The organism is Hyphococcus luteus, assembly GCF_002943565.1.
GTDB classification, from domain to species: Bacteria; Pseudomonadota; Alphaproteobacteria; order Caulobacterales; family Parvularculaceae; genus Hyphococcus; species Hyphococcus luteus.
This window is the reverse complement of record NZ_PJCH01000003.1, coordinates 357,697-378,052: the sequence shown is the minus strand read 5'-3', so window position 1 is coordinate 378,052 and position 20,356 is coordinate 357,697. Positions and strand designations below refer to the sequence as shown.

Sequence of the window (20,356 nt, the reverse complement as noted above, 5' to 3'; positions counted from 1 at the left end):
GCCTTAAACGAATCCGGCGAAGATGTCTTCCTTACGCTTTCACCGAAAACGGGAAGAATTTCTCGAACGCTTTCATATTCGCGAAGGGAAACTCAACCGGCGTCATGGTTTCGCGTGCGGTTTCGACCGTGGTTTCGGCCAGCTCCTGGGCGCGGGCCATGCGGGTCTCGAACAATTTCGTCCAGTAGGACTGTTGAACCGCCATTACGTCGGTCAGCGTTTTTGCTTTGCCGAGATCGGACGCGAATTGCACCGCGCTCGACATTTCTTCCTGAGCGGCTTCCATCAGGCTGGCGTTGGTTTTCGCCGCGCAATCCTGAACGGTTTTCATGCGGGTTTGCGCGGTTTCGGCGATCTCTTCAGCCTGTTCGCGCATTTCATCGAAGTTGCCGGTGAAAGACGACATCATCGTCTCGAACTGCTCTTTCGACTTCTCGACCCATTCGGCGCCGGTGGAAAAGGACATCACGTCCGATAGATCCGGCGTTTCGACGGTCTTCGTTTGGGTCTTGGCGGCGGGGGCTTTTTTCGCCGCGGTTTTCGTCGTCGTCGCCATAAAGGCCTCCTACATATCTCCCTGGACTGGCCGCAAATGTTGCGGCGCAGCACGGGCGGTATACGGCCTTTTGTGCGGCGCAACAAGAGGCCTGTTGGGTTTTCTCCCACCATTCTCAGGCGCAGCGGCGCGGGCGCGCTCGCGTTTCCGCCCGTTCCAGGCAGGTCATTGAATTCTATGGAATTTTTAAGGCAGGACGGCGGCCGGTCCGGGCGAAGGCTAGCTTGTGAGGGCTGCCAGCATCGCTGCAGAGGCGTAGCCGTCGGCCGGAAGGCCCGCCTGTTTCTGCCAGGCCCGGAGCGCCCGTTTGGTGCCGGCGCCGATGATTCCGTCTACGGGACCGGGGTCGAAGCCGCGGTCTTTCAGCGCCTGTTGCAGGGCTTTGCGTTCCTCCAGCGAAAGCGGCCGGTCGTCCCGCGGCCAGGTCTGGACCACTTCGCCGCTGCGTCCGGCGATTTCCTCGCTGAGGAGCGAGACCGCGAGCGCATAGGCGGTGGAGCGGTTGTATTTCAGGATGGCGTCGAAATTTTCGAAGACGAGAAAGCCGGGTCCGCGCGCGCCGGCGGGCAGGATGAGCCGGCCGCGCATATTCGGATCGACGCGCTCGAGAATGCTCGGCCCCCGCGCCGCTTCGACGCCGCCAGCGGCCCATTCGACGGCGGCCTTTTTAATATTGTTGTCGGCGAGGGCGTAATCGAAATCTTGCGGCAGGATGACCTCAAGGCCCCAGAGCTCGTTCGCGCGATAGCCCGAGACGCTCAGATAATTGGCGGTGGAGGCGAAAACGTCGCCGAGATCGTTCCAGATATCGCGCCGCCCGTCGCCGTCATGATCGACCGCATAAGAAAGATACGTGGTCGGAATAAATTGCGTATGACCCATGGCCCCCGCCCAGGAGCCTTTCAACTCGTCGCGGGCCGCATAACCATGCTGGATGATTTTCAAGGCGCCAATGAGCTGGCTGCGGCCATAGCCGGTGCGCCGCCCTTCAAAGGCGAGGGTGGCGAGCGCCTGGATCGCATCATAGTCGCCCATGATCGCGCCATAGGAAGACTCAAGCCCCCAGATCGCAGCGACGATTTCAGCGTCGACCCCATAGGCGTTTTCGATAAGCGTTAAGAGCGAGCGGTTTTCGTTATATTTCGCCCGGCCGTTCTCGATGCGCGTTGTCGAGAGCGCGCTGTCGAGATAGTCCCAGATCCCGCGGGAGAATTCCGGCTGATTGTCGTTGAGCTCGTAAACGCGCGGGTTCACCGTGAGGCCCGTCAGCGCCTGATCGAGGACCGCATCGGAAATCCCGGCGGCCGAAGCCTCCGCCCGGAAGCTCTGGAGCCAGCGCTGAAAATCGCCCGGCTCGGCGAATGCAGGCGCTGCGGCCAGGAACGCCGCCGCCAGTCCAGCAAGGCTTCTTGTGAGCCAGTTTTTCATGCCGTCCCCCATTTTCTCACGCGAATCAAACAATCGGCCAAAAACCATAGGGCCAAAGCAATATTCAAACCCTAACGGCCCCGCAAGGCCGGATTATGGCAAGCTTTGCGAGCCGCGGTCCGGCAGGCTAGATTGCATTAACGATTGGGGACGCCCGCGCGTTCCCCCCGCGCAATTATATAAGGGATACCCCCATGCTTCAGCGTTTCGTTTTTTCCGCCGCCGCCATTTCCATGCTGGCGCTCGCCGCAGCCTGTTCCCAGGAAGCGCCGCCCGCTTCGCCGGACGCCGAAGCGCAGGCGCCGGCGGCCGAAGAGACGGCGGCGGAGGCAAAGGCGGCGAGCAAAGACAAGCTTGAAGCCATGCGCGCGCAATTCGCCGTCGTCGACATGGATGCGGACACCTCCTTCCTGACCGATGAACAGCGCCAGGTCGTCAACAAGCTCAACCAGGTCGGCAATCTCATGTCGGAGATTTACCTGCGCCAGCGCAGCGAGATGAATCCCGAATGGCGCGCCGAGATCGCGGCGGGCGGCGACGAGCTGCTGCTTGAAATGTTCGACCTGCATTTCGGCCCCTGGGACACGCTCGATCACAACAAGCCGTTCTATGGCGACCAGGAAATGCCCGAAGGCGCGGCGTTCTATCCGGCGGACATGACCAAGGAGGAATTTGCGAAATGGGTCGTCGACCATCCGGAAGACGAGGAGGCGTTCACCAGCGGCTACACCGTGATCCGGCGCACCGAGGACGGCGGGCTCGAAGCCATTCCCTATTCGGAATATTACCGCGAATGGCTTGAGCCGGCGGCGGCGCTGATGCGCGAGGCGGCGGCGATCACCACCAATGAAAGTCTCAAGAAGTTCCTCACTCTGCGCGCCGAAGCCTTTCTCACCGACGATTACTATGAATCCGAGATGGCGTGGATGGATCTGGAAGGCCCCATCGAGGCGGCGATCGGGCCTTACGAGGTCTATACGGACAATCTCTTCGGCTACAAGACGGCGTTCGAAGCCTTCATCACCATCAAGAACCCGGAGGAAAGCGCGGCGCTCGCCAAATACAAGGATTATCTGCGCGACATGGAGGCGAACCTGCCCGTCGAGGAGTCCTACAAGAATTTCAAACGCGGCTTCGAATCGCCCATCGCCGTCACCTATCAGGTGCATGGCGGCGGCGACAATGTGCCGGGCGTCCAGACCATCGCCTTTAACCTGCCCAATGACGAGCGCGTGCGCGAGGCGAAAGGCGCCAAGAAAGTCCTCCTGAACAATGTCCTCGGCGCGAAGTTCGAACGCATCCTCGCGCCCATGGCCGAGGATATCCTCGTCGCCGACCAGGCGCCGCTCTTGATGAAGAAATACATGTCGGGCGAGACTCTGTTCCACGAGCTGTCGCACAGCCTCGGGCCGGGCACGATTGTCGTCGACGGCGAAGAAACGACGGTCAGTGCAAGATTGCAGGAGCTCTATACGATGACGGAGGAAGGAAAGGCCGACGTCATGGGCGCCTATAACATCCTTTACATGATGGAGCGCGGCGAGCTTCCCGAGGCGGAGAAAAACAACTTCCTCGCCACTTATTTTGTCGGGCTGTTCCGCGCCATGCGCTTCGGCATCAACGAGGCGCACGGCAAGGGCGCGGCGTTCCAGTATACTTACTTCAAGGACGCTGGCGCATTCACGGTGGAAAGCGGCAAATACCGCCTCGATTTCGCCAAGCTGGAACAGGCGATTTCGGATCTGACCCGCGACATCGTCGTCATTCAGGGCGACGGCGATTATGAAAAGGCGAAGGCGTTTCTGGGCGAGTACGCCAAGCTCGACGCAAATGCGCAAAACGCCATCGCGTCTCTGACGCATCTGCCGGTAGACATTCAGCCGGTTTACGAGGATGAGATTTAAACGCTGAACCATGCCGCGGGATCCCGGCTTTCGCCGGGATCCCGCGGCGGCTATGCGGCGCCAATTCTGGATCCCCGCCTGCACGGGGATGAGCGGAGGGGATTATGTACAGACTCGTTGTCTCGTCTTTAAGCTTGGGGCTGCTCATGGGTGCGGCCCACGCCCAAACGTCAGACCCCGCCCATCTCTCTCTTGTCGCCGGCTACAAGGCGGCGTTCACCTGTTCGGCGCATTTCAATGCGGGCCGCAGCGTGGAGCAAATCGCCGGCGACGAGCTGCACCGCATCTATCCCGGCTATCGCGAGGCCATGGCGGCGCTTCCAGACGCGGTGATCGATGAAGACGCCAAAACCGTTTCCGTTTCCTATGAAGGCGGCGCGCGCATCGCCGCCTGGCGCCCTTATCTCGGCTGCGCGCAATTGCCGACCATGGCGTCTATGGACGTCGCAGACGATCTGCCGGTCATTGCGGCGAAATGGGACCGCGCGGAGCCGGAACCGCTGGCGGAGAATCTCAGCGACGATCCGGCTTTGTTCGAAACGGTCGACGCCGCCTTCGATCGCGCGACTTACGGCGAGGGAACGGAAACGACCGCCATTCTTGTCGTGAAGGACGGCGCAATCGTCGCGGAGCAATATCGCGAGGGCTTTGACGCCCAAACGCCGCAGCGCACATGGTCGGTTGCAAAATCCATCGCAGCGACGGTGATCGGTGCGGCGGTGGAAGAAGGGATCATCACGACGGACGAACCGGCGGGCCTTGAAGCGTGGTCCTCGCCCGGCGATCCGCGCGGCGCCATCACGCTTGAAAATCTCCTTCACATGTCGAGCGGGCTTACTTCGTCTGCGGCGGGCAACCGCACGGACGATATTTATTTCGGCGGCGGGCGCGTCGTCGATCACGCGATCACGAACCGTCTTGTCGCCGAGCCCGGAACGCGCTGGCGTTACGCCAATAACGACACCATGACGGCGATGCGCGCCCTGCATGAGCGCATGAAGAACGACAAAAAGTTTCTCGAATATCCGTTTAAAAAAGTGCTCAATCCCCTCGGCATGAACCACACTTTTCTGGAAACCGACTGGAACGGCGACTTCGTGATGTCGAGCCAGGTCTGGACGACGGCGCGCGACCTTGCGCGGATCGGACTTCTTTATCTGGGCGACGGCGTCTGGGAAGGCGAACGCATCCTGCCGGAAGGCTGGGCCGATTATGTGGCGAGCCCCGCCCCGGCGCAGCCGCCAGCGACCCGCGACGACGGCTCGCAGATTCCGGGCTATGGCGCGCAGTTCTGGCTTTTCGGCGAGCGCCACGGCCTGCCGGAAGGGAGCTACGCGGCCATGGGCAATCGCGGGCAATATCTGATGATCACCCCTGCGGAAAACATCCTGATCGTGCGCCGCGGTTTCGACGATGGCGGCGGCTTCGACATTGCGAAATTCTCCGCCGATGTGCTCGCCGCGCTGGATGAATAAGTCTTAAGCGAGGCGGATGCAGCCTGCGCCCGCGATCCCTTACGAAAGTCAGGGACGTCTATATCCATTCGCCAGTAACGGCGGATGCGCCGCCTGCCTATTTCCCGCGCTCAAAAGAGAAAAGGGAAACATCATGGCGATATACAGAAAAAACCCGCCACAGCTCGGCGAGGAGATATTCCTGACCGACAGCGGCATGGAGACCGACCTCGTCTTCAATAAAGGGTTCGATCTCCCATATTTCGGGGCTTTCATGCTCTTGAAAGACCCGAAAGGCCGCGCCGCTATTCGCGACTACTGTCTTGAGCATGCGTTGCTTGCGAAACGGCGCGGCCTTGGGTTCATCTTCGAAAGCGCCACTTGGCGGGCGAGCCCCGACTGGGGCGACAAGCTCGGTCTTGATCGGGCGGCGCTGGAAGCGGCGAACCGGGATGCGATCGCTCTCGTAGAGGAAGTTCGCGACGAAGCGGCGCTTGAAACGCCCTTCGTGATTTCCGGCAATCTCGGCCCGCGCGGCGACGGCTATCAGCCGGGCAGCTTGATGACGGCGAAGGAAGCGGAAGACTATCACTCGTTCCAGGCGGAGATCCTCGCCGATACTGCGGCCGATCTCGTCACCGCGCTCACCATGAACAATGCGCCGGAAGCGATCGGCGTCGCGAATGCTGCAGCGGCGGCGGGCATGCCTTGCGCGATTTCCTTCACGGTTGAGACGGACGGGCGTTTGCCGTCCGGTCAGCCGCTCGGCGAAGCGATCATGGAAACGGACTTCGAGGCGCGCAAGGCGCCGGCCTATTACATGATCAATTGCGCGCATCCTGCGCATTTTACGTCCGTATTGCGGGAGGGTGGCGCGTGGACGCCGCGCCTTCGGGGCCTGCGCGCCAATGCGTCGAAGTGCTCTCACGCGGAGCTTGACGAGGCGGAGACGCTGGATGACGGCAATCCGGGCGAACTTGGTCTTGAGAATGCGGCGCTGAGACGTCTCGTTCCGTCGCTGACAATTTTCGGCGGCTGCTGCGGCACCGATCTGCGCCATGTAGCGGCGATCGCCGCCGAGCTCGGCCGGATGGAAAAGGCGGCTTAGCCGGCCGTCCTGGCGAGCGTCACTTTCGAACCCGGCTTGCGCCCGAGCTTTTCGGAAATCCACACGCTCGTCTCGATCAGCGCGTCTAGATCGACGCCGGTGTCGTAACCCGAGCGGGCGAGGGAGTAGATCACGTCCTCGCTCGCCACATTGCCGCTCGCGCCTTTGGCGTAAGGGCACCCGCCCAGTCCGGAGACGGAAGAGTCGAAAACGGCGACGCCCTCATCGAGGGCCGCCCAGATATTGGCGAGCGCCTGTCCGTAAGTGTCGTGGAAATGCCCGGCGAGGGCTTCGACCGGCACGGCCTTGGCGACGGCGCGGATTAGAGCCTTGGTTTCTTCCGGGGTTCCGACGCCGATGGTGTCGCCGAGGGAAATTTCATAGCAGCCCATTTCATAGAGCGCCGCCGCGACCGGAACCACCTGCGCCGGCGAAATCTTGCCTTCGTAAGGACAGCCCAGAACGCAGGAGACATAGCCGCGCACGCGAACGCTGTCCGCCTTCGCCGCGTCGATAACGGGACGGAAGCGCTCAAGGCTTTCCTCGATTGAACAGTTGATGTTTTTCTGGCTGAAGGTCTCCGACGCGGCGCCGAAGATCGCTACCGTGTCGGCTTTCGCGGCGCGCGCGCCCTCATAACCTTTCATATTCGGCGTCAGGACGGGATAGGAGACGCCGGCTTTGCGCTTGATCGCCGCCATCACCTCTTCGGTCGCCGCCATCTGCGGCACCCATTTCGGCGAGACAAACGCGCCGGCTTCGACATTTTTCAACCCGGCGTCAGCGAGCCGTTCGATCAGTTCGACCCTGGTCGCGACATCGACGACCTGCTTTTCGTTCTGAAGCCCGTCGCGCGGGCCCATTTCGACGATTGTGATTTGTTTGGTCACGCGCTTTCCTCGAACTCCACCAGAAGCTCGCCGTCTTTCACCTGATCGCCGGGCTGGAACTTGTACGCTTTCACGATGCCGTCGAAGGGCGCCTTGATGGCGTGCTCCATTTTCATGGCCTCCATGACGAGGAGCGGCTTGCCCGCCTCGACCGCATCGCCGACCTCGGCCGAGAGCAGCGTCACGACGCCGGGCATGGGCGCGGTGAGCGAGCCTTCGCTGGAATGATGGGCGGAAATGCCGGCCAGCGGGTCGGGGAAGGCGATATCCCAATGATCCGCGCCGATCCACACGCGCAAATGATCGCCATGAGGCGCCGCGAAAGCCGTGACGTTGTCTCCCTCGACGGCAAGGCGCATGGCGCCGTCTTCCGCTGTTCCGAAAAAGGAAAACGTGACCGGCGCTTTCGGCTCGCGGCCTTCGCGGCGCGCGGCGGCGGAGGCTTCGGGTTCGAGCGTGGCGTTGAATTCGTCGCCCGTTTTCGAAAGCCGGAGAAGGGCGGCGGCGCCCTCATGCTCAATCCACATCACTTCATGGCGCGGGCGGTTGAGGCGGAAGCCGGTGAGCGCCCCCCATGGATCGTTGTCGTTGCTGGCGTAGGTCCCGCGCTTCCACAGCGCCGCCGCCGCCCATTGCTTCGGCCCCGCCGGGTGTTCCGCGAACAGCGCTTCTTCATGCTCCTCGATGAATTTCGTCGAGACGTCGCCCGCGATGAAATCGGGCTCGGCGGCGAGGGCGTGCAGAAACGCCGCATTGGTCTCGAGCCCCGCCACCCGGGTTTCGGCGAGCGCCGACCGCATGGCGCCGAGCGCCTCTTCGCGCGATTGCCCATAGGTGACGATCTTGGCGATCATCGGATCGTAGAAGGGCGCAATCTCCTGGCCCTCTTCGACGCCTGAGTCGATGCGCGCTGTATCTTCAGGCAGGCGCAGCGTCGTCAGCGTTCCGATGGAGGGTGCGAAATTCTGGTTTGGGTTTTCCGCGTAAAGCCGCGCCTCGAAGGCGTGGCCTTTTTCGGTGATGTCGTCCTGCGCGAGCGGCAGGCCTTCACCAGCGGCGATGCGCAATTGCCATTCGACGAAGTCCTGGCCAGTGATCATTTCTGACACCGGATGCTCCACCTGAAGCCGCGTGTTCATTTCCATGAAATAGACGGCGTCATTGTCGGCGTCGTAAAGAAACTCGACCGTGCCCGCGCCGCGATAATTGACGGCCTTGCCGGCGTCGACGCCGGCTTTCAAGAGCGCGGCGCGCGTGTCGGCGGGGAGGTCCGGCGCCGGCGCTTCCTCGATGACTTTCTGATGGCGTCGCTGCACGGAGCAGTCGCGCTCGAACATGTGGACGACGTCGCCCTTGCCGTCGCCGAAAATCTGCACCTCCACATGGCGCGCGCGGGTCACATATTTCTCGATCAGGAAGCGGTCGTCGCCGAAGGCGGATTTCGCCTCGCGCTGCGCGGAGACAAGCGCGTCTTCAAGGGCGCTTTCCTTTTCGACCATGCGCATGCCCTTGCCGCCGCCGCCCGCCGTCGCTTTCAACAGCACCGGATAACCGATGCGCTCCGCTTCGCGTTTGAAGGTCTCCACCGACTGGTCCTCGCCCTGATAGCCGGGCGTCGTCGGCACATTGGCGGCTTCCATCAGGTCTTTCGCCGCCGATTTCGAGCCCATGGCGCGGATCGTTTCCGCCGTGGGGGCGATGAAGACGATCCTCGCTTCATCGAGCGCGTCAGCGAAGCCGGAATTTTCCGACAAAAAGCCGTAGCCGGGATGCACCGCCTCGGCGCCCGTCATTTTGCAGGCGTCGATGATCTTGTCGGCGACGAGATAGCTTTCCGCCGCCGCAGAAGGGCCAATGTGAACGGCCTCATCGCAGGCTCTGACATGCGGCGCGTTTTTATCCGCGTCGGAATAAACGGCGACGGTTGCGACGCCCATCTTCCGCGCGGTTTTCGCGACGCGCACGGCGATCTCTCCGCGATTGGCGATCAGGATTTTCTTGAACATGGCTCAGCTCACTGCGTCGAAAGCGGGGTGATAATGAATGGTGCGGATGTCTTCCGGCGAGACGCCGTCCAGGTCGTCATCCTCCGGCGCGATGATGCGGAAGGCGTCGCCGGCGTCGAAGCCGGCCCAGGTAAATTTGCGTTTCGCCGCCGGCTCGAACCCGAAGCGCTCGTAATAATCAGGGTCGCCGAGAACGGCGATCAGCCGCGCATTGTTTTCGCGGCAGAGTTTGAGGCCTTCCTCGACAAGCGCTGCGCCGATCCCCTGATTCTGGTGGTCGGGCGCGACGGCGAGCGGCCCGAGGCCGAGCAAAAGCCCGGAAAGCTCCGGCTTGCAGGTCACGCTTGTGAAGGCGCAATAGCCGACGGGGACGCCGCCGATCTCCGCCATGCGCTCGAACCTGATGGCATGTTCGTCCCAAAGCCGCTTCACGAGCTCGGCTTCGTCCTTGCGCTTGAAGGCGCTGGCGATGAGCGCGGAAACGGCCTCGCGGTCTTCCTTTTTCACCTTGCGGATGAGGAGCCCTAAGGTCATTCAGTCTTCAGCCAATTGGGTTTGCGTTTTTCGAGGAATGCGTTGACGCCCTCCTTGCCTTCATCGCTGGCGCGGGTCTTGGCGATCATGCCGGCGGTCTCCTCCATCACCGCATCCCCGAGCGGGCGATAGGCGACCTTGCCGATCAGTTCTTTCGCCAGCGCTTGCGAATGCGGCCCGCAGACGAGGAGGTCGCTAAGCATTTCTTCGAGCGCGTCATTGAGTGCGTCTGCGTCGACGACCGTGTGCAGAAGGCCGATGCGCTGCGCTTCGGCCGCGTCGAAGCGTTCGCCGGTGATGAAGAGCCGGCGCGCCTGGCGCACGGTGATCGCCTGAATGACGAAAGGCGAGATCACGGCGGGGATGAGGCCGAGCTTGACCTCCGACAAGGAAAAGAACGCCGTGTCGGCGCCGATGGCGATGTCGCAGGCGGCGATGAGGCCAAGCCCGCCGCCCATGGCCGGGCCGTTGACGAGCGCCACGGTGGGTTTGGGCGCATGATAAATGGAGGAGAGCATGTGGCCGAGGCGGCGCGCGTCGTCCTTGTTCTCCGCGGCGGAATATTTGGCGGCGCGCTGCATCATGTTGAGATCGGCTCCGGCGGAAAAGGCCTTGCCCGCGCCGGTCAGCACGATGACGCGCACATTCGGATCGGCGTTCAGCCGGCCAATGGCGTCGCAGATGCCGCCGACAAGCTCTTCGTTGAACGCATTGCGGATGTCCGGCCGGTTCATGGTCAGCCGCGCGACGCCGCGCTTGTCGATGGTGGTGATGAGAACTTGTTCGCTCATATTTCAATCCTGGTTGTCTTTGTAGTCATTCGATTTCCGTCTGCGCCATGATTCCAAAAACAGGTTTGCAAGGCCGAACCAAAGCAACAGAAAGATGAAAGCAGCCGTGAAAAGCGGATGGAAAAGAGCGATGACTGTATCAACCCTGTTTTTCCCGCCACCGAAAATCACCATGGCGGCGGCGATGGCGACGGCAACGAGCATCCCCCGAAAAAATGCATGTAACCGCCAGCCCATTGTTTTCCTCACCTCACATCCTGAACACGCCAAAGCGCGTTTCTTCGACGGGCGCATTCATCGACGCCGACAGGCACAAGCCTAACACGTTCCGCGTCTCGGCGGGATCGATAATCCCGTCATCCCAGAGCCGGGCGGAGGAGTAATAAGGCGAGCCCTGTTCTTCATAGCCTTCGCGGATCTTGGCCTTGAATTTCTCTTCGTCCTCGGCGCTCCATTCCTCGCCTTCGCGAAGGCCGTCGCGTTTGACGGTGGCGAGAACGCTCGCCGCCTGTTCGCCGCCCATCACGGAAATGCGCGCATTCGGCCACATGAACATGAAGCGGGGCCCGTAAGCGCGCCCGCACATGCCGTAATTCCCGGCGCCGTAAGAGCCGCCGACGACGACGGTGAATTTCGGCACGGCGGCGGTGGCGACAGCGGTGACAAGCTTGGCGCCGTCTTTGGCGATGCCGCCTTCTTCCGCCGCGCGGCCCACCATGAAGCCGGTGATGTTCTGCAGGAAGACCAGCGGGATTTTGCGCTGGCAGCAAAGCTCGATGAAGTGGGCGCCCTTCTTGGCGCTTTCGGAAAAGAGAATGCCGTTATTGGTGAGAATGCCCACCGGAAACCCGTGCAGCCGCGCGAATCCGGTGACGAGCGTCGAGCCGTAAAGCGGTTTGAACTCGTCAAATTCGGAGCCGTCCACGAGACGCGCGATAATCTCCTTCGCGTCATAGGGCTTGCGCCCGTCCGCCTCGACAACGCCGTAAAGTTCTTCGGCAGGATAGAGCGGGGGCCTGGGGTCGGCCATGATGACGTCGCCAAGCTTCACCCAGTTGAGGCGCCCGACGATCTGGCGCGCGAAACCAAGCGCATGGTCGTCGTCTTCGGCGAGGTGGTCGGCGACGCCTGATATGCGCGTATGGGTGTCGCCGCCGCCGAGATCTTCGGCCGAGACGACTTCGCCGGTCGCGGCTTTGACGAGCGGCGGGCCGCCGAGAAAAATCGTGCCCTGTTTCTTGACGATCACCGCTTCGTCGGACATCGCCGGGACGTAAGCGCCGCCCGCGGTGCACGAGCCGTGAACGATCGCGATCTGCGGGATGCCTTTCGACGACATCTGCGCTTGATTGTAAAAGATGCGGCCGAAATCGTCCTTGTCCGGAAAAACCTCGTCCTGCATGGGCAGGAACGCGCCACCCGATTCGACGAGATAGACGCAAGGCAGGCGGTTTTCGAGCGCGATCTCCTGCGCGCGCAAATGTTTCTTCACCGTCATCGGGTGATAGGTGCCGCCTTTGACCGTCGGGTCGTTGGCGACGATCATGCACTCGACGCCCGCGACCCGGCCGATCCCGGCGACGACGCCGGCGCCCATGACGTCGCCGGTGTACATCTCCCAGGCGGCGAATTGCCCAATCTCGAGGAAAGGCGCGCCCGGATCGAGAAGCCGGTTCACTCGCTCCCGGGCGAGAAGCTTGCCCCGGGCCTTGTGACGTTCGTTGCGCGCTTCGCCGCCGCCCTCGGCGACCTTGTCCATATTGGCGTGAAGATTGTCGACCAGCGCCCGCATCGCCTTGGAATTGGCGGCGAAACTGTCCGATCGGGGGTCAATGGCGGTCGTGAGTACGGGCATGTTTTCCGGCCTCTTTTCGGATTTTGCGATATATAGTGCAAATTCCGGTTGTCCGACAATACGAAAATCTGATAAAAAATCTCCTAAATGCTCAAAACCCGCCATTTGGCGGGCCCTGACCCTATTTTGGGAGGATACAGCTCATGCGCGCCAACAGCCGGCTTTTCATGAATTTCGGACTCGATCCGATGATCGAGGAAATGCGCGAGGTCGTGGGACGCTGGGTCGACGATAAGCTCAGCCCCCGCGCCGCGGAAATAGACGAGAAGAATCTCTTTCCCCGGGACCTCTGGCCGGAGTTGGGGGAAATGGGCCTTCTCGGAATCACCGCCGACGAAGACTATGGCGGAACCGGGCTTGGCTATCTCGCCCATTGCGTCGCCATGGAGGAGATCTCGCGCGGCTCGGCTTCCGTTGGGCTTTCCTACGGCGCCCATTCCAATCTCTGTGTCAACCAGATCAATCTCAACGCCTCGAAAGAACAGAAACAGCGTTACCTGCCGAAGCTGATCTCCGGCGACCATCTGGGCGCCCTCGCCATGTCCGAACCCGGCGCCGGCTCCGACGTCGTCTCCATGAAGCTGAAAGCCGAGAAAAAGGGCGACCGCTATATTCTGAACGGTAACAAGATGTGGATCACCAACGGCCCCGACGCCGATGTCGCCGTGGTCTACGCCAAGACCGATCCGAAAAAAGGCTCACGCGGCATTTCCGCCTTCATTATCGAAAAAGACTTCAAAGGTTTTTCAACGGCGCAAAAGCTCGACAAACTCGGCATGCGCGGCTCGGATACGGGCGAGCTTGTGTTCGAAGATTGTGAAGTGCCCGCCGAAAACCTCATCGGAGAAGAAGGCGACGGCGTGCGCATCCTGATGAGCGGCCTCGATTATGAGCGCACCGTCTTGTCCGCCGGCTCGCTCGGCATCATGCAGGCGGCGATGGACGTGGTGCTGCCTTATGTTCATGAGCGCAAACAGTTCGACAAACCCATCGGTGAATTCCAGCTCGTCCAGGGCAAGCTCGCCGACATGTACACCACCATGAACGCCTGCAAGGCCTATGTTTACGCCGTCGCCGCCGCCTGCGATCGCAAGGAGACGACGCGCCAGGACGCCGCCGGCTGCATCCTTTATGCGGCCGAAAAGGCGACGCAGGTCGCGCTCGACGCTATTCAGCTTCTCGGCGGCAACGGTTATATCAACGAATATCCGACCGGGCGCTTGCTCCGCGATGCAAAACTCTATGAAATCGGGGCCGGCACCTCTGAAATCCGCCGCATGCTGATCGGCCGTGAATTGTTCGCCGCCAGTGCATAAGCATAAGTTGAGTGAGTGAAAGCATGACCAACGCCTTCAAGCCGCTGGAGCGCGAACCGGCCTATCTCAAGGTCTTCAAGGCGATCGAAGCGCGCATCACCGACGGGTCTTTGAAAGACGGCGCCTTTCTGCCGACCGAAGGCGAGCTGTGCGACCAGTTCGGCGTCACCCGCTCCACCGTGCGCGAGGGGCTTCGACTGTTGGAGCAGACCGGGCTGATCGTTCGCGGGCCCGCCAAGAAATTTTACATCAGGCGGCCCGACTCCGCCGATATCGCCGCGGCGGCGAGCAAGAGCTTTGCGCTGGGTGGCGTCACTTTCCGCGAAGTCTGGGACACGCTGGCGAGTTTTTATCCGGCGGCGGCCAAGCTTGCGGCGACGCGCCTTTCCGATGACGACATCGCGCAATTGAAAGCCGTGCGCGCCGCTCTCGAAGCCGCAGGCGCGAAGGACCATGAGGCGACCGTCGCCGGGGCGGTGGAGTTTTTCCAGCATATCGCCCGCGGTCTCGACAACCGGGTCATGCTGGCGCTGTTGCAATCCCTGAACCTGATGATCGGCGAAAGCCTGCGCCATGTCATCGCCGGGGCGCCCCAGGCGAAAGACCGCATTTCAAGCGCGCAAGAAAAGCTGATCGAAGCGTTTGAAGCCGGGGACGAAGTTCGCGCCGGGGAATGGATGGCCAAACATATTGACGACTTGAAGCGCGGCTATGACGTCGCCGGCGTCGATCTCAACGAGAAGATATAAGCAATCCGCTCATCCCCGCGCAGGCGGGGATCCAGTAAAGCCGATTGCCGGGCCTAAACGATCAGCTTCTCAAGCGCCGTTCTGAACGCCGCCGGCAGGCTGGCGGGCCGCCGCGTCTCGCGATCCACATAGACATGGGTAAAGCGGCCTTCGGCGGCGGGCGCATCTTCGCGTTCTTTGAAAATCGCCAGCTCATAGGTCACCGACGAATTGCCGATGCGCGCCACGCGCAGACCCCCCTCGAGCTTTTGCGGGAATTCCAGCGGCGCGAAATATTTGCAGCCCGTTTCGACCACGAGGCCGATAATCTCGCCCTGATGAATATCGAGCGCGCCCGACGCGATCAGATACTCGTTCACGATGGTGTCGAAGAGCCCGTAATAAACGACATTGTTCACATGGCCGTAAATGTCGTTGTCGGCCCAGCGGGTCTGCAGCGGCAGAAAATGTTTGTAATCGGCGCGGGCGGTTTCGGTCTTCATGCGGATTTCTTCCAGGCGCGTTTGAAACTGTCGAAATAATCGCGCGCGGCGCGTTTGGAAACGCCAGCTTCCGGCGCGAGCTGGAAGCCGTGATAAGCGCCGGCATAGACCTCGAGGTCGACAGGGACGCCGGCGGCGGCGAGGCGGCGCGCATAATCCATGTCTTCATCGAGAAAGAGGTCGAGCGCCCCAATGGCGATCCAGGCCGGCGCCAGGCCTTCAAGGTTTTCGGCGCGCGCTGGAGAAGCGTAAGGCGTTTGCGGCACCGTTTCCCCAAGATAAGACGCCCAGCCGAACCGGTTTTTCTCGCGCGTCCAGAAAAATTCGCCGACGAGCGGGTCGCGCGGGGCTTCCGGCGTGCCGGTGCGGTCGTCGAGCATGGGGCAGTTCAGGTGCTGCGAGCAGACAGGATAAGCGCCTTCGTCGCGGGCGCGTTGCGCGAGCGCCGCAGCGAGCCCGCCGCCGGCGCTGTCGCCGGCAATGGAGATGCGTTTGGCGTCGACGCCGAGCGCGTCCGCGTTTTCATGAATCCAGCGAAGCGCCGCATGACAATCGTCCAGCGGCGCCGGAAAGGGATGTTCCGGCGCGAGGCGGTAATCGACGGAAACGACGACGGCGCCGAACTTTTCGGAAATAGCGGCGTTCGTCGCCTCGGACATTTCCGGGGCGCCGACCACATAGCCGCCGCCGTGAATATGGAGGAGCGCCGGCGCCGGCCTGGCGTCTTTCACCGGCGTATAAACAAGAACGCGCACATCCGGCGCGCCTGACGGACCCGGAATCTTTTCTTCCCGCCGTTTGACGTCCTGATCCGTCATGGCGCGCAGGGCAAACATCTCTTCTGAGCGCGCGCGGGTTTCCTCAAGCGTTTCTCGATTGAGCGGCGCGTCGGGAAAGGCGTCGAGCAGCGCCAGCAATTCCGGATCGACGAGCGGTCGCGAAGTCATGCGTTATTTCTTCCTGTTCTTGACGGGAATGACAAGTTTAAGTCCCGACCAGGTCTCGTCGATGGCGCAGACCTTGATATCCACAAGGCCTGTTTTGAGCGCTAGCGCGCGCACGGTGTTTTCAGTGACGGTGGAGGGAACGCCCGAGGCTTTCTTCGGCCAGGAAACCCAGATCAGGCCGCTCTGCGCCAGCGCCTTTTTCAAGGCGGGCAGGGCGGCATTGAGCGCGGTTTCGCTCGCCGTAAAAAAGTGAATGTAATCGTAAGGCCCGCCGCTGATTCCGCGCGGCGTCTTTACCGCTTTGACCCGACCCCAGTTTTTGAAACCGGAAAGCTCTTTAACAGTTTCAGGAATGGCGACCAGCAGCGCCGCCTGACCGTCCTTGACGCCGAGCTTTTTCAAAAGCGGCGTTCCGGAATAGCCGGCCGTCGTCACAGGACTTCCGTATAAAGCGCGAGCGCGTCGTCATAGGCGACGTCGCGCGGATTGTTCTTCATCAGCCGTTCGACTTTCACCGCATCTTCGGCGAGCTTCGGCAATACATTGTGCGAAACGCCCACATCCGAAAGGCGGCTTTTCACGCCTGTCGCAGCGCAGATTTCGGTCATCTTGGCAACGAACGCCTCAGCGCGCGTCGTAAAATCGCCTGTGTCGTTTGCGCCGATGACATCGCCGAGCTCGGCGTAAAGCGGCGCGGCCTCGGGAATGTTGAAACGTAAGACCGGCGCCAGCATCAGCGAATTGGCGAGCCCGTGCGGCACATGGAAATGAACGCCCAAAGGGTAAGCCATGGCGTGCACGGCGGCGCAAGGCGCGTTGGCGAAGGCCTGTCCCGCAAGCAGCGCACCCAGGAGCATCGCCTCGCGCGCCTCCACATCGTCCGGCGCATCGCAGGCGCGCTGAATGTTGGCGGAGAGAAGTTTCAGCGCCTTGGCGGCGAGGGCGTCGGAGACCGGGTTTTTCTTGTGTTTGGTCGTATAGGCTTCGATGGCGTGGACCATGGCGTCGATGCCGGTGGCGCTGGTCACATGGCGCGGCTTCGACAGGGTGAGCGAGGCGTCGAGCACGGCGAGATCGGCGTAAAGCTGCGGGCCCAGAACGCCCATTTTCTGGTCGTCTTCCGTGGTGATGACGGCGATATTGGTGACCTCCGATCCGGTGCCGGCGGTGGTGGGGAGAAGCGCGAGCGGAACGCGCTCGCCCTTCGCATGGTCGATGCCGTAAATTTCCTCGAGCGTTTGCGAGGAATTGATCAGTATGGCGATGACTTTCGCCGTGTCCATGGAGGAGCCGCCGCCGAAGCCGATGACGCCGTCGGCCTTATGGGCGCGCGCCGTCTCGACCGCGCCCTTGACGACTTTCGCCGGCGGATCCGCCTCGACGCCGTCAAAGAGGGCGTAATCGAGGCCCGCTTTCTCGAGGCCTTTCAGCGCGCCGTCGATCAGCCCGGCGCCGACGACGCCCTTGTCGGTGACGACAAAGGGACGTTTCATGCGCGGTTTCACGATTTCGCCGAGCCGCGCTGCGGCGCCGGTTTCGAAGATGATGTTGGGGACGGTGTCGAAAGTGAAGTTCATGTCTTCTCCGCTCATCCCCGCGAAGGCGGGGATCCAGGAAAAATGGAATGGATTCCCGCTTGCGCGGGAATGTTCGGTGGGCGAGGCGGGGTCAATGAAACCTCACCAGACGTCCCGGCCTTGCCTTCGTCACTTCGTCATTGGTGATCACCTGTTCGCCCGCAACGAAGGTTGCGCGATAGCCGGAGACGGGCTGCAGCAGGCGCTGACCGCCGGCGGGCAGGTCTTTCACCATGCGTGGCGGTCCGAGATGGAGTTTTTCGTGGTCGATCACGTTGATGTCGGCGCGCATCCCAACTTTCAAACGCCCGCGATCTTTGAGCCCCAGATAATCGGCGCCGTCGGCTGTGAGCATCTGCACCGCGCGCGAAAGCCCGATGCGGTCATGGTCGCGGTCGCGGCACCAATGGGTCAGCAAATAAGTCGGAAAGCTGGCGTCGCAGATCGTCCCCACATGGGCGCCGCCGTCCGACAGGCCGGGCAGGGCCTTCGGGTGCGTCAGCATTTTATGGACATTGTCGTAATTGAACTCGGTGTAGTTATAGATCGGGAAATAGATGAGCTGTTTGCCGTTCAGTTCCAGAAGCGTGTCGTAAAGTTTCTCCATGGCCGAAACGCCGTCGCGGCGCGCCTCCGCGCCGAGAGACTTATCCTGATCCTGCTCGTAATCGGGGTCTTGACCGAGACGGAAGAACTTGTTCGCCACAAGCTCGATGGCCGCGATCATGGTGTCGGCGATGGGCGGCACGGAGGAGCCGGGCCCGGCGAGCTTCACCGGCGTTTCGGCCAGGCATTTTTTCTTGAATTCAGGGTCGCGCATGATCGCCACGCGCTCTTCCAGGGGCTTGTCCTTGATGGCGATATAGCTCGGCTGCGCCATGATCGGGTGGAAGGTGCATTGCAGCCCCTGAAAGACGCCGATGGCGCGAGGCGCCACCTGCACGTTGAAGTCGATCCCCTCGGCATTGAGGCGCTCGGTTTCCTTGAGGATGCGCGTCCAGTCGTTCGGGGCCATGTCGCGCTGCATGAGGGAGATGGAGGCGGGCTTGCCGCCCCCGGCGCGCACGAAATTCTCGACGATCTTGAACTCGTCGTAAAACTGGTCGCCCTCGCGCTCGAGATTGAAGTCGTTGACGATCTGCAAGACGCCATGATCGAGATCGGCCAGCGCGCCGGCGAGCGCCGTCAGTTCTTTCTCGCTCGCTTCGGCGCTCGGCGTCCAGTCGCCGTCCGCCGTGCGGTGAATGTCGGTGCGGCCGATGGAAAAGCCGGCGGCGCCCGCCTCGATCGCCTCGCGCACGATCTTTTTCATGAGCGCGATGTCGTCGTCGGTGGCCTCTTCGAAGGCGCTGGCGCGCTCGCCCATGGCGTAGACGCGCACCGGGTCGTGGCCGATCATCACGCCGAAATCGATGGTGTGCTTCATGGCGTCAATGGCGTCCATATAGTCGGGAAAGCTCTCCCAGTCCCAGGTGAGGCCCTCGTGAAGCGCCGTCCCCGGAATGTCCTCAACGCCTTCCATGAGGCGCACCAGCCGGTCGTGGTCGGCTTTTTTCACCGGCGCGAAGCCGACGCCGCAATTGCCCATGATGATCGTCGTCACGCCGTGATTAACGGAGGGACGCAGTTCCTCGTCCCAGGAAATCTGGCCGTCATAGTGAGTGTGAAGGTCAATGAAACCCGGCGTCACGATCGCGCCATCGGCGTCGAGCGTTTTCTCCGCCGCGCCGTCGCAGGCGCCGATCTCCGCGATTTTTCCGTCTTTGACGGCGATATCGGCGCGCAACGGCTCGCCCCCGTCGCCGTCGTAAATCAGGCCGCCGGTGATTTTGAGATCGAAAGTCATGAACGTTTCCTCGAGTCTATATATCTGTAGAGGGCGATCATAACGCCGCCGGAAAAGAAGTGCCAAACGCCCCATACAGCGGCGATGGCCGCCGCGCCGCTGAGCCCCTTGAGCTGCGCGAGGAGAAGGACGATGGCGAGTCCGGCGTTCTGGATGCCGACTTCGAAGGCGAGGGTGCGTCGCCGCGGCGCGCTGGCGCCGAGGAGACGGCCTGACAGGGCGCCGAGCGCGAAAGCCGCGCCGTTATGCAGCATGACAGGGATCAGGATCAGCGCCCAGGCCGGGAACAGCTCCGTCGCCAGCCGCCACACGCCGTTGATCACCACCACGGCCAGCATGGCGGCGCCGAAAAGCGCCAACGGCTTCCTGAATTTCTCCGCCGCCGCCGGAAAGAATTTCGCGCCGACCATGCCGAGCGCCAAAGGCGCGGCGAGCATGAAGGTCGTCTGGATGATGAAGGCGACGCGGTTGAAGTGGATCGCATCAAGCAGCGCCGCCGTCGGCGGATAGAGCTGCGACCAGAAAAGAATGGCGGCAGGCGTCCAGATCGCGGCGACGACGCTGGAGCCCGCCGTGAGCGAGACCGAATAGGCCGTATCGCCGCGCGCGCTCCAGGTCATGAAGTTCGAGACATTGCCGCCCGGACAGGCGGCGACGACGATCATGCCGAGCGCGATGGACGGATGGGGCTCGAGGATCGTGACCAGCCCCAGCGTCATGGCGGGAAGCCCAATGAGCTGCGCCGCGAGCCCGCCCCAGAAGAGTTTCGGGTCCGTGCGCAGGAAGGAAAAATGCTCGGGCCTTAGCCCCAGCGCGATGGCGAAAATCATGATGACGATCGCGGCGGCGAGAAGCCCCTGCGACGCAGGCGTGAGCGCGATCGTCAGCTGGTCCAGTGATTCGGGATTCATAA

Annotated in this window: 19 protein-coding genes; 5 read left to right on the top strand and 14 right to left on the bottom strand. The window is 62.0% G+C overall.

Annotated features, from left to right (window positions below; genetic code table 11):
- Positions 1-31: 31 nt before the first annotated feature.
- Together CW354_RS04365 and CW354_RS04360 are read right to left on the bottom strand one after the other, a co-directional pair.
- On the bottom strand, positions 32-556 hold the full coding sequence (locus CW354_RS04365; protein ID WP_104828821.1) for a phasin family protein: 525 nt from the start codon (positions 554-556) through the stop codon (positions 32-34).
- A gap of 219 nt (positions 557-775) precedes the next feature.
- Positions 776-1,984, bottom strand: a complete 1,209-nt coding sequence (locus CW354_RS04360; RefSeq protein ID WP_104828922.1) for a lytic murein transglycosylase — start codon at positions 1,982-1,984, stop codon at positions 776-778.
- A 194-nt stretch (positions 1,985-2,178) separates the two neighbouring features.
- Here CW354_RS04360 and CW354_RS04355 point away from each other — a divergent pair, with 194 nt between their 5' ends.
- From CW354_RS04355 to CW354_RS04345, 3 genes are all read left to right on the top strand, one after another.
- A complete protein-coding gene (locus CW354_RS04355) occupies positions 2,179-3,888 on the top strand; it encodes a dipeptidyl-peptidase 3 family protein (RefSeq protein ID WP_207764655.1) in 1,710 nt (569 codons plus the stop codon).
- 104 nt (positions 3,889-3,992) lie between these two features.
- Positions 3,993-5,363: a serine hydrolase domain-containing protein gene (locus CW354_RS04350; RefSeq protein WP_207764654.1), complete on the top strand. Its 1,371-nt coding sequence runs from the start codon at positions 3,993-3,995 to the stop codon at positions 5,361-5,363.
- A 133-nt stretch (positions 5,364-5,496) separates the two neighbouring features.
- Entirely contained in the window at positions 5,497-6,450 is a 954-nt protein-coding gene (locus CW354_RS04345) for a homocysteine S-methyltransferase family protein (RefSeq protein ID WP_104828820.1), read from the top strand.
- Here the strand turns inward: CW354_RS04345 and CW354_RS04340 are convergent.
- The 6 genes from CW354_RS04340 to CW354_RS04315 are packed head-to-tail and all read right to left on the bottom strand — an operon-like array spanning position 6,447 to position 12,526.
- Positions 6,447-7,340, bottom strand: coding sequence for a hydroxymethylglutaryl-CoA lyase (locus tag CW354_RS04340; RefSeq protein ID WP_279303118.1), 894 nt, complete (start codon positions 7,338-7,340; stop codon positions 6,447-6,449). The genes CW354_RS04345 and CW354_RS04340 overlap by 4 nt on opposite strands.
- On the bottom strand, positions 7,337-9,346 hold the full coding sequence (locus CW354_RS04335) for an acetyl/propionyl/methylcrotonyl-CoA carboxylase subunit alpha (protein ID WP_104828819.1): 2,010 nt from the start codon (positions 9,344-9,346) through the stop codon (positions 7,337-7,339). Before CW354_RS04335 ends, CW354_RS04340 begins: the two co-directional genes overlap by 4 nt.
- Positions 9,347-9,349: 3 nt before the next feature.
- The gene (locus CW354_RS04330; RefSeq protein ID WP_104828818.1) at positions 9,350-9,880 is read right to left on the bottom strand and encodes a GNAT family N-acetyltransferase; all 531 of its coding nucleotides are present in this window, start codon (positions 9,878-9,880) and stop codon (positions 9,350-9,352) included.
- The gene (locus CW354_RS04325) at positions 9,877-10,671 is read right to left on the bottom strand and encodes an enoyl-CoA hydratase/isomerase family protein (protein WP_104828817.1); all 795 of its coding nucleotides are present in this window, start codon (positions 10,669-10,671) and stop codon (positions 9,877-9,879) included. Before CW354_RS04325 ends, CW354_RS04330 begins: the two co-directional genes overlap by 4 nt.
- Before the next feature lie 3 nt (positions 10,672-10,674).
- Entirely contained in the window at positions 10,675-10,908 is a 234-nt protein-coding gene (locus tag CW354_RS04320) for a hypothetical protein (RefSeq protein WP_133162172.1), read from the bottom strand.
- A gap of 13 nt (positions 10,909-10,921) precedes the next feature.
- The gene (locus CW354_RS04315; RefSeq protein ID WP_104828918.1) at positions 10,922-12,526 is read right to left on the bottom strand and encodes a carboxyl transferase domain-containing protein; all 1,605 of its coding nucleotides are present in this window, start codon (positions 12,524-12,526) and stop codon (positions 10,922-10,924) included.
- Between the two features lie 167 nt (positions 12,527-12,693).
- On the opposite strand from CW354_RS04315, the gene CW354_RS04310 reads away from it, so the two are divergent.
- Complete coding sequence (locus CW354_RS04310) at positions 12,694-13,842, top strand: isovaleryl-CoA dehydrogenase (RefSeq protein WP_104828917.1); 1,149 nt, start codon at positions 12,694-12,696, stop codon at positions 13,840-13,842.
- 23 nt (positions 13,843-13,865) lie between these two features.
- Positions 13,866-14,591, top strand: coding sequence for a FadR/GntR family transcriptional regulator (locus CW354_RS04305; RefSeq protein WP_104828815.1), 726 nt, complete (start codon positions 13,866-13,868; stop codon positions 14,589-14,591).
- A 53-nt stretch (positions 14,592-14,644) separates the two neighbouring features.
- On the opposite strand, the gene CW354_RS04300 is transcribed toward CW354_RS04305, so the two are convergent.
- From CW354_RS04300 to CW354_RS04275, 6 genes are all read right to left on the bottom strand, one after another.
- A complete protein-coding gene (locus tag CW354_RS04300) occupies positions 14,645-15,073 on the bottom strand; it encodes an acyl-CoA thioesterase (protein ID WP_104828814.1) in 429 nt (142 codons plus the stop codon).
- A complete protein-coding gene (locus tag CW354_RS04295; protein ID WP_104828813.1) occupies positions 15,070-16,020 on the bottom strand; it encodes an alpha/beta hydrolase in 951 nt (316 codons plus the stop codon). The genes CW354_RS04300 and CW354_RS04295 overlap by 4 nt, the downstream gene beginning before the upstream one ends.
- Before the next feature lie 3 nt (positions 16,021-16,023).
- Entirely contained in the window at positions 16,024-16,455 is a 432-nt protein-coding gene (locus CW354_RS04290; RefSeq protein WP_104828812.1) for a DUF3052 family protein, read from the bottom strand.
- Entirely contained in the window at positions 16,452-17,597 is a 1,146-nt protein-coding gene (locus tag CW354_RS04285) for an iron-containing alcohol dehydrogenase (protein ID WP_104828811.1), read from the bottom strand. Before CW354_RS04285 ends, CW354_RS04290 begins: the two co-directional genes overlap by 4 nt.
- A 91-nt stretch (positions 17,598-17,688) precedes the next feature.
- Positions 17,689-19,443 carry an N-acyl-D-amino-acid deacylase family protein gene (locus tag CW354_RS04280; RefSeq protein WP_104828810.1) on the bottom strand — a complete coding sequence of 585 codons (1,755 nt, stop codon included), beginning with the start codon at positions 19,441-19,443 and terminating at the stop codon, positions 17,689-17,691.
- Positions 19,440-20,354, bottom strand: a complete 915-nt coding sequence (locus CW354_RS04275; protein WP_104828809.1) for a bile acid:sodium symporter family protein — start codon at positions 20,352-20,354, stop codon at positions 19,440-19,442. Before CW354_RS04275 ends, CW354_RS04280 begins: the two co-directional genes overlap by 4 nt.
- Between the last annotated feature and the right edge of the window lie 2 nt (positions 20,355-20,356).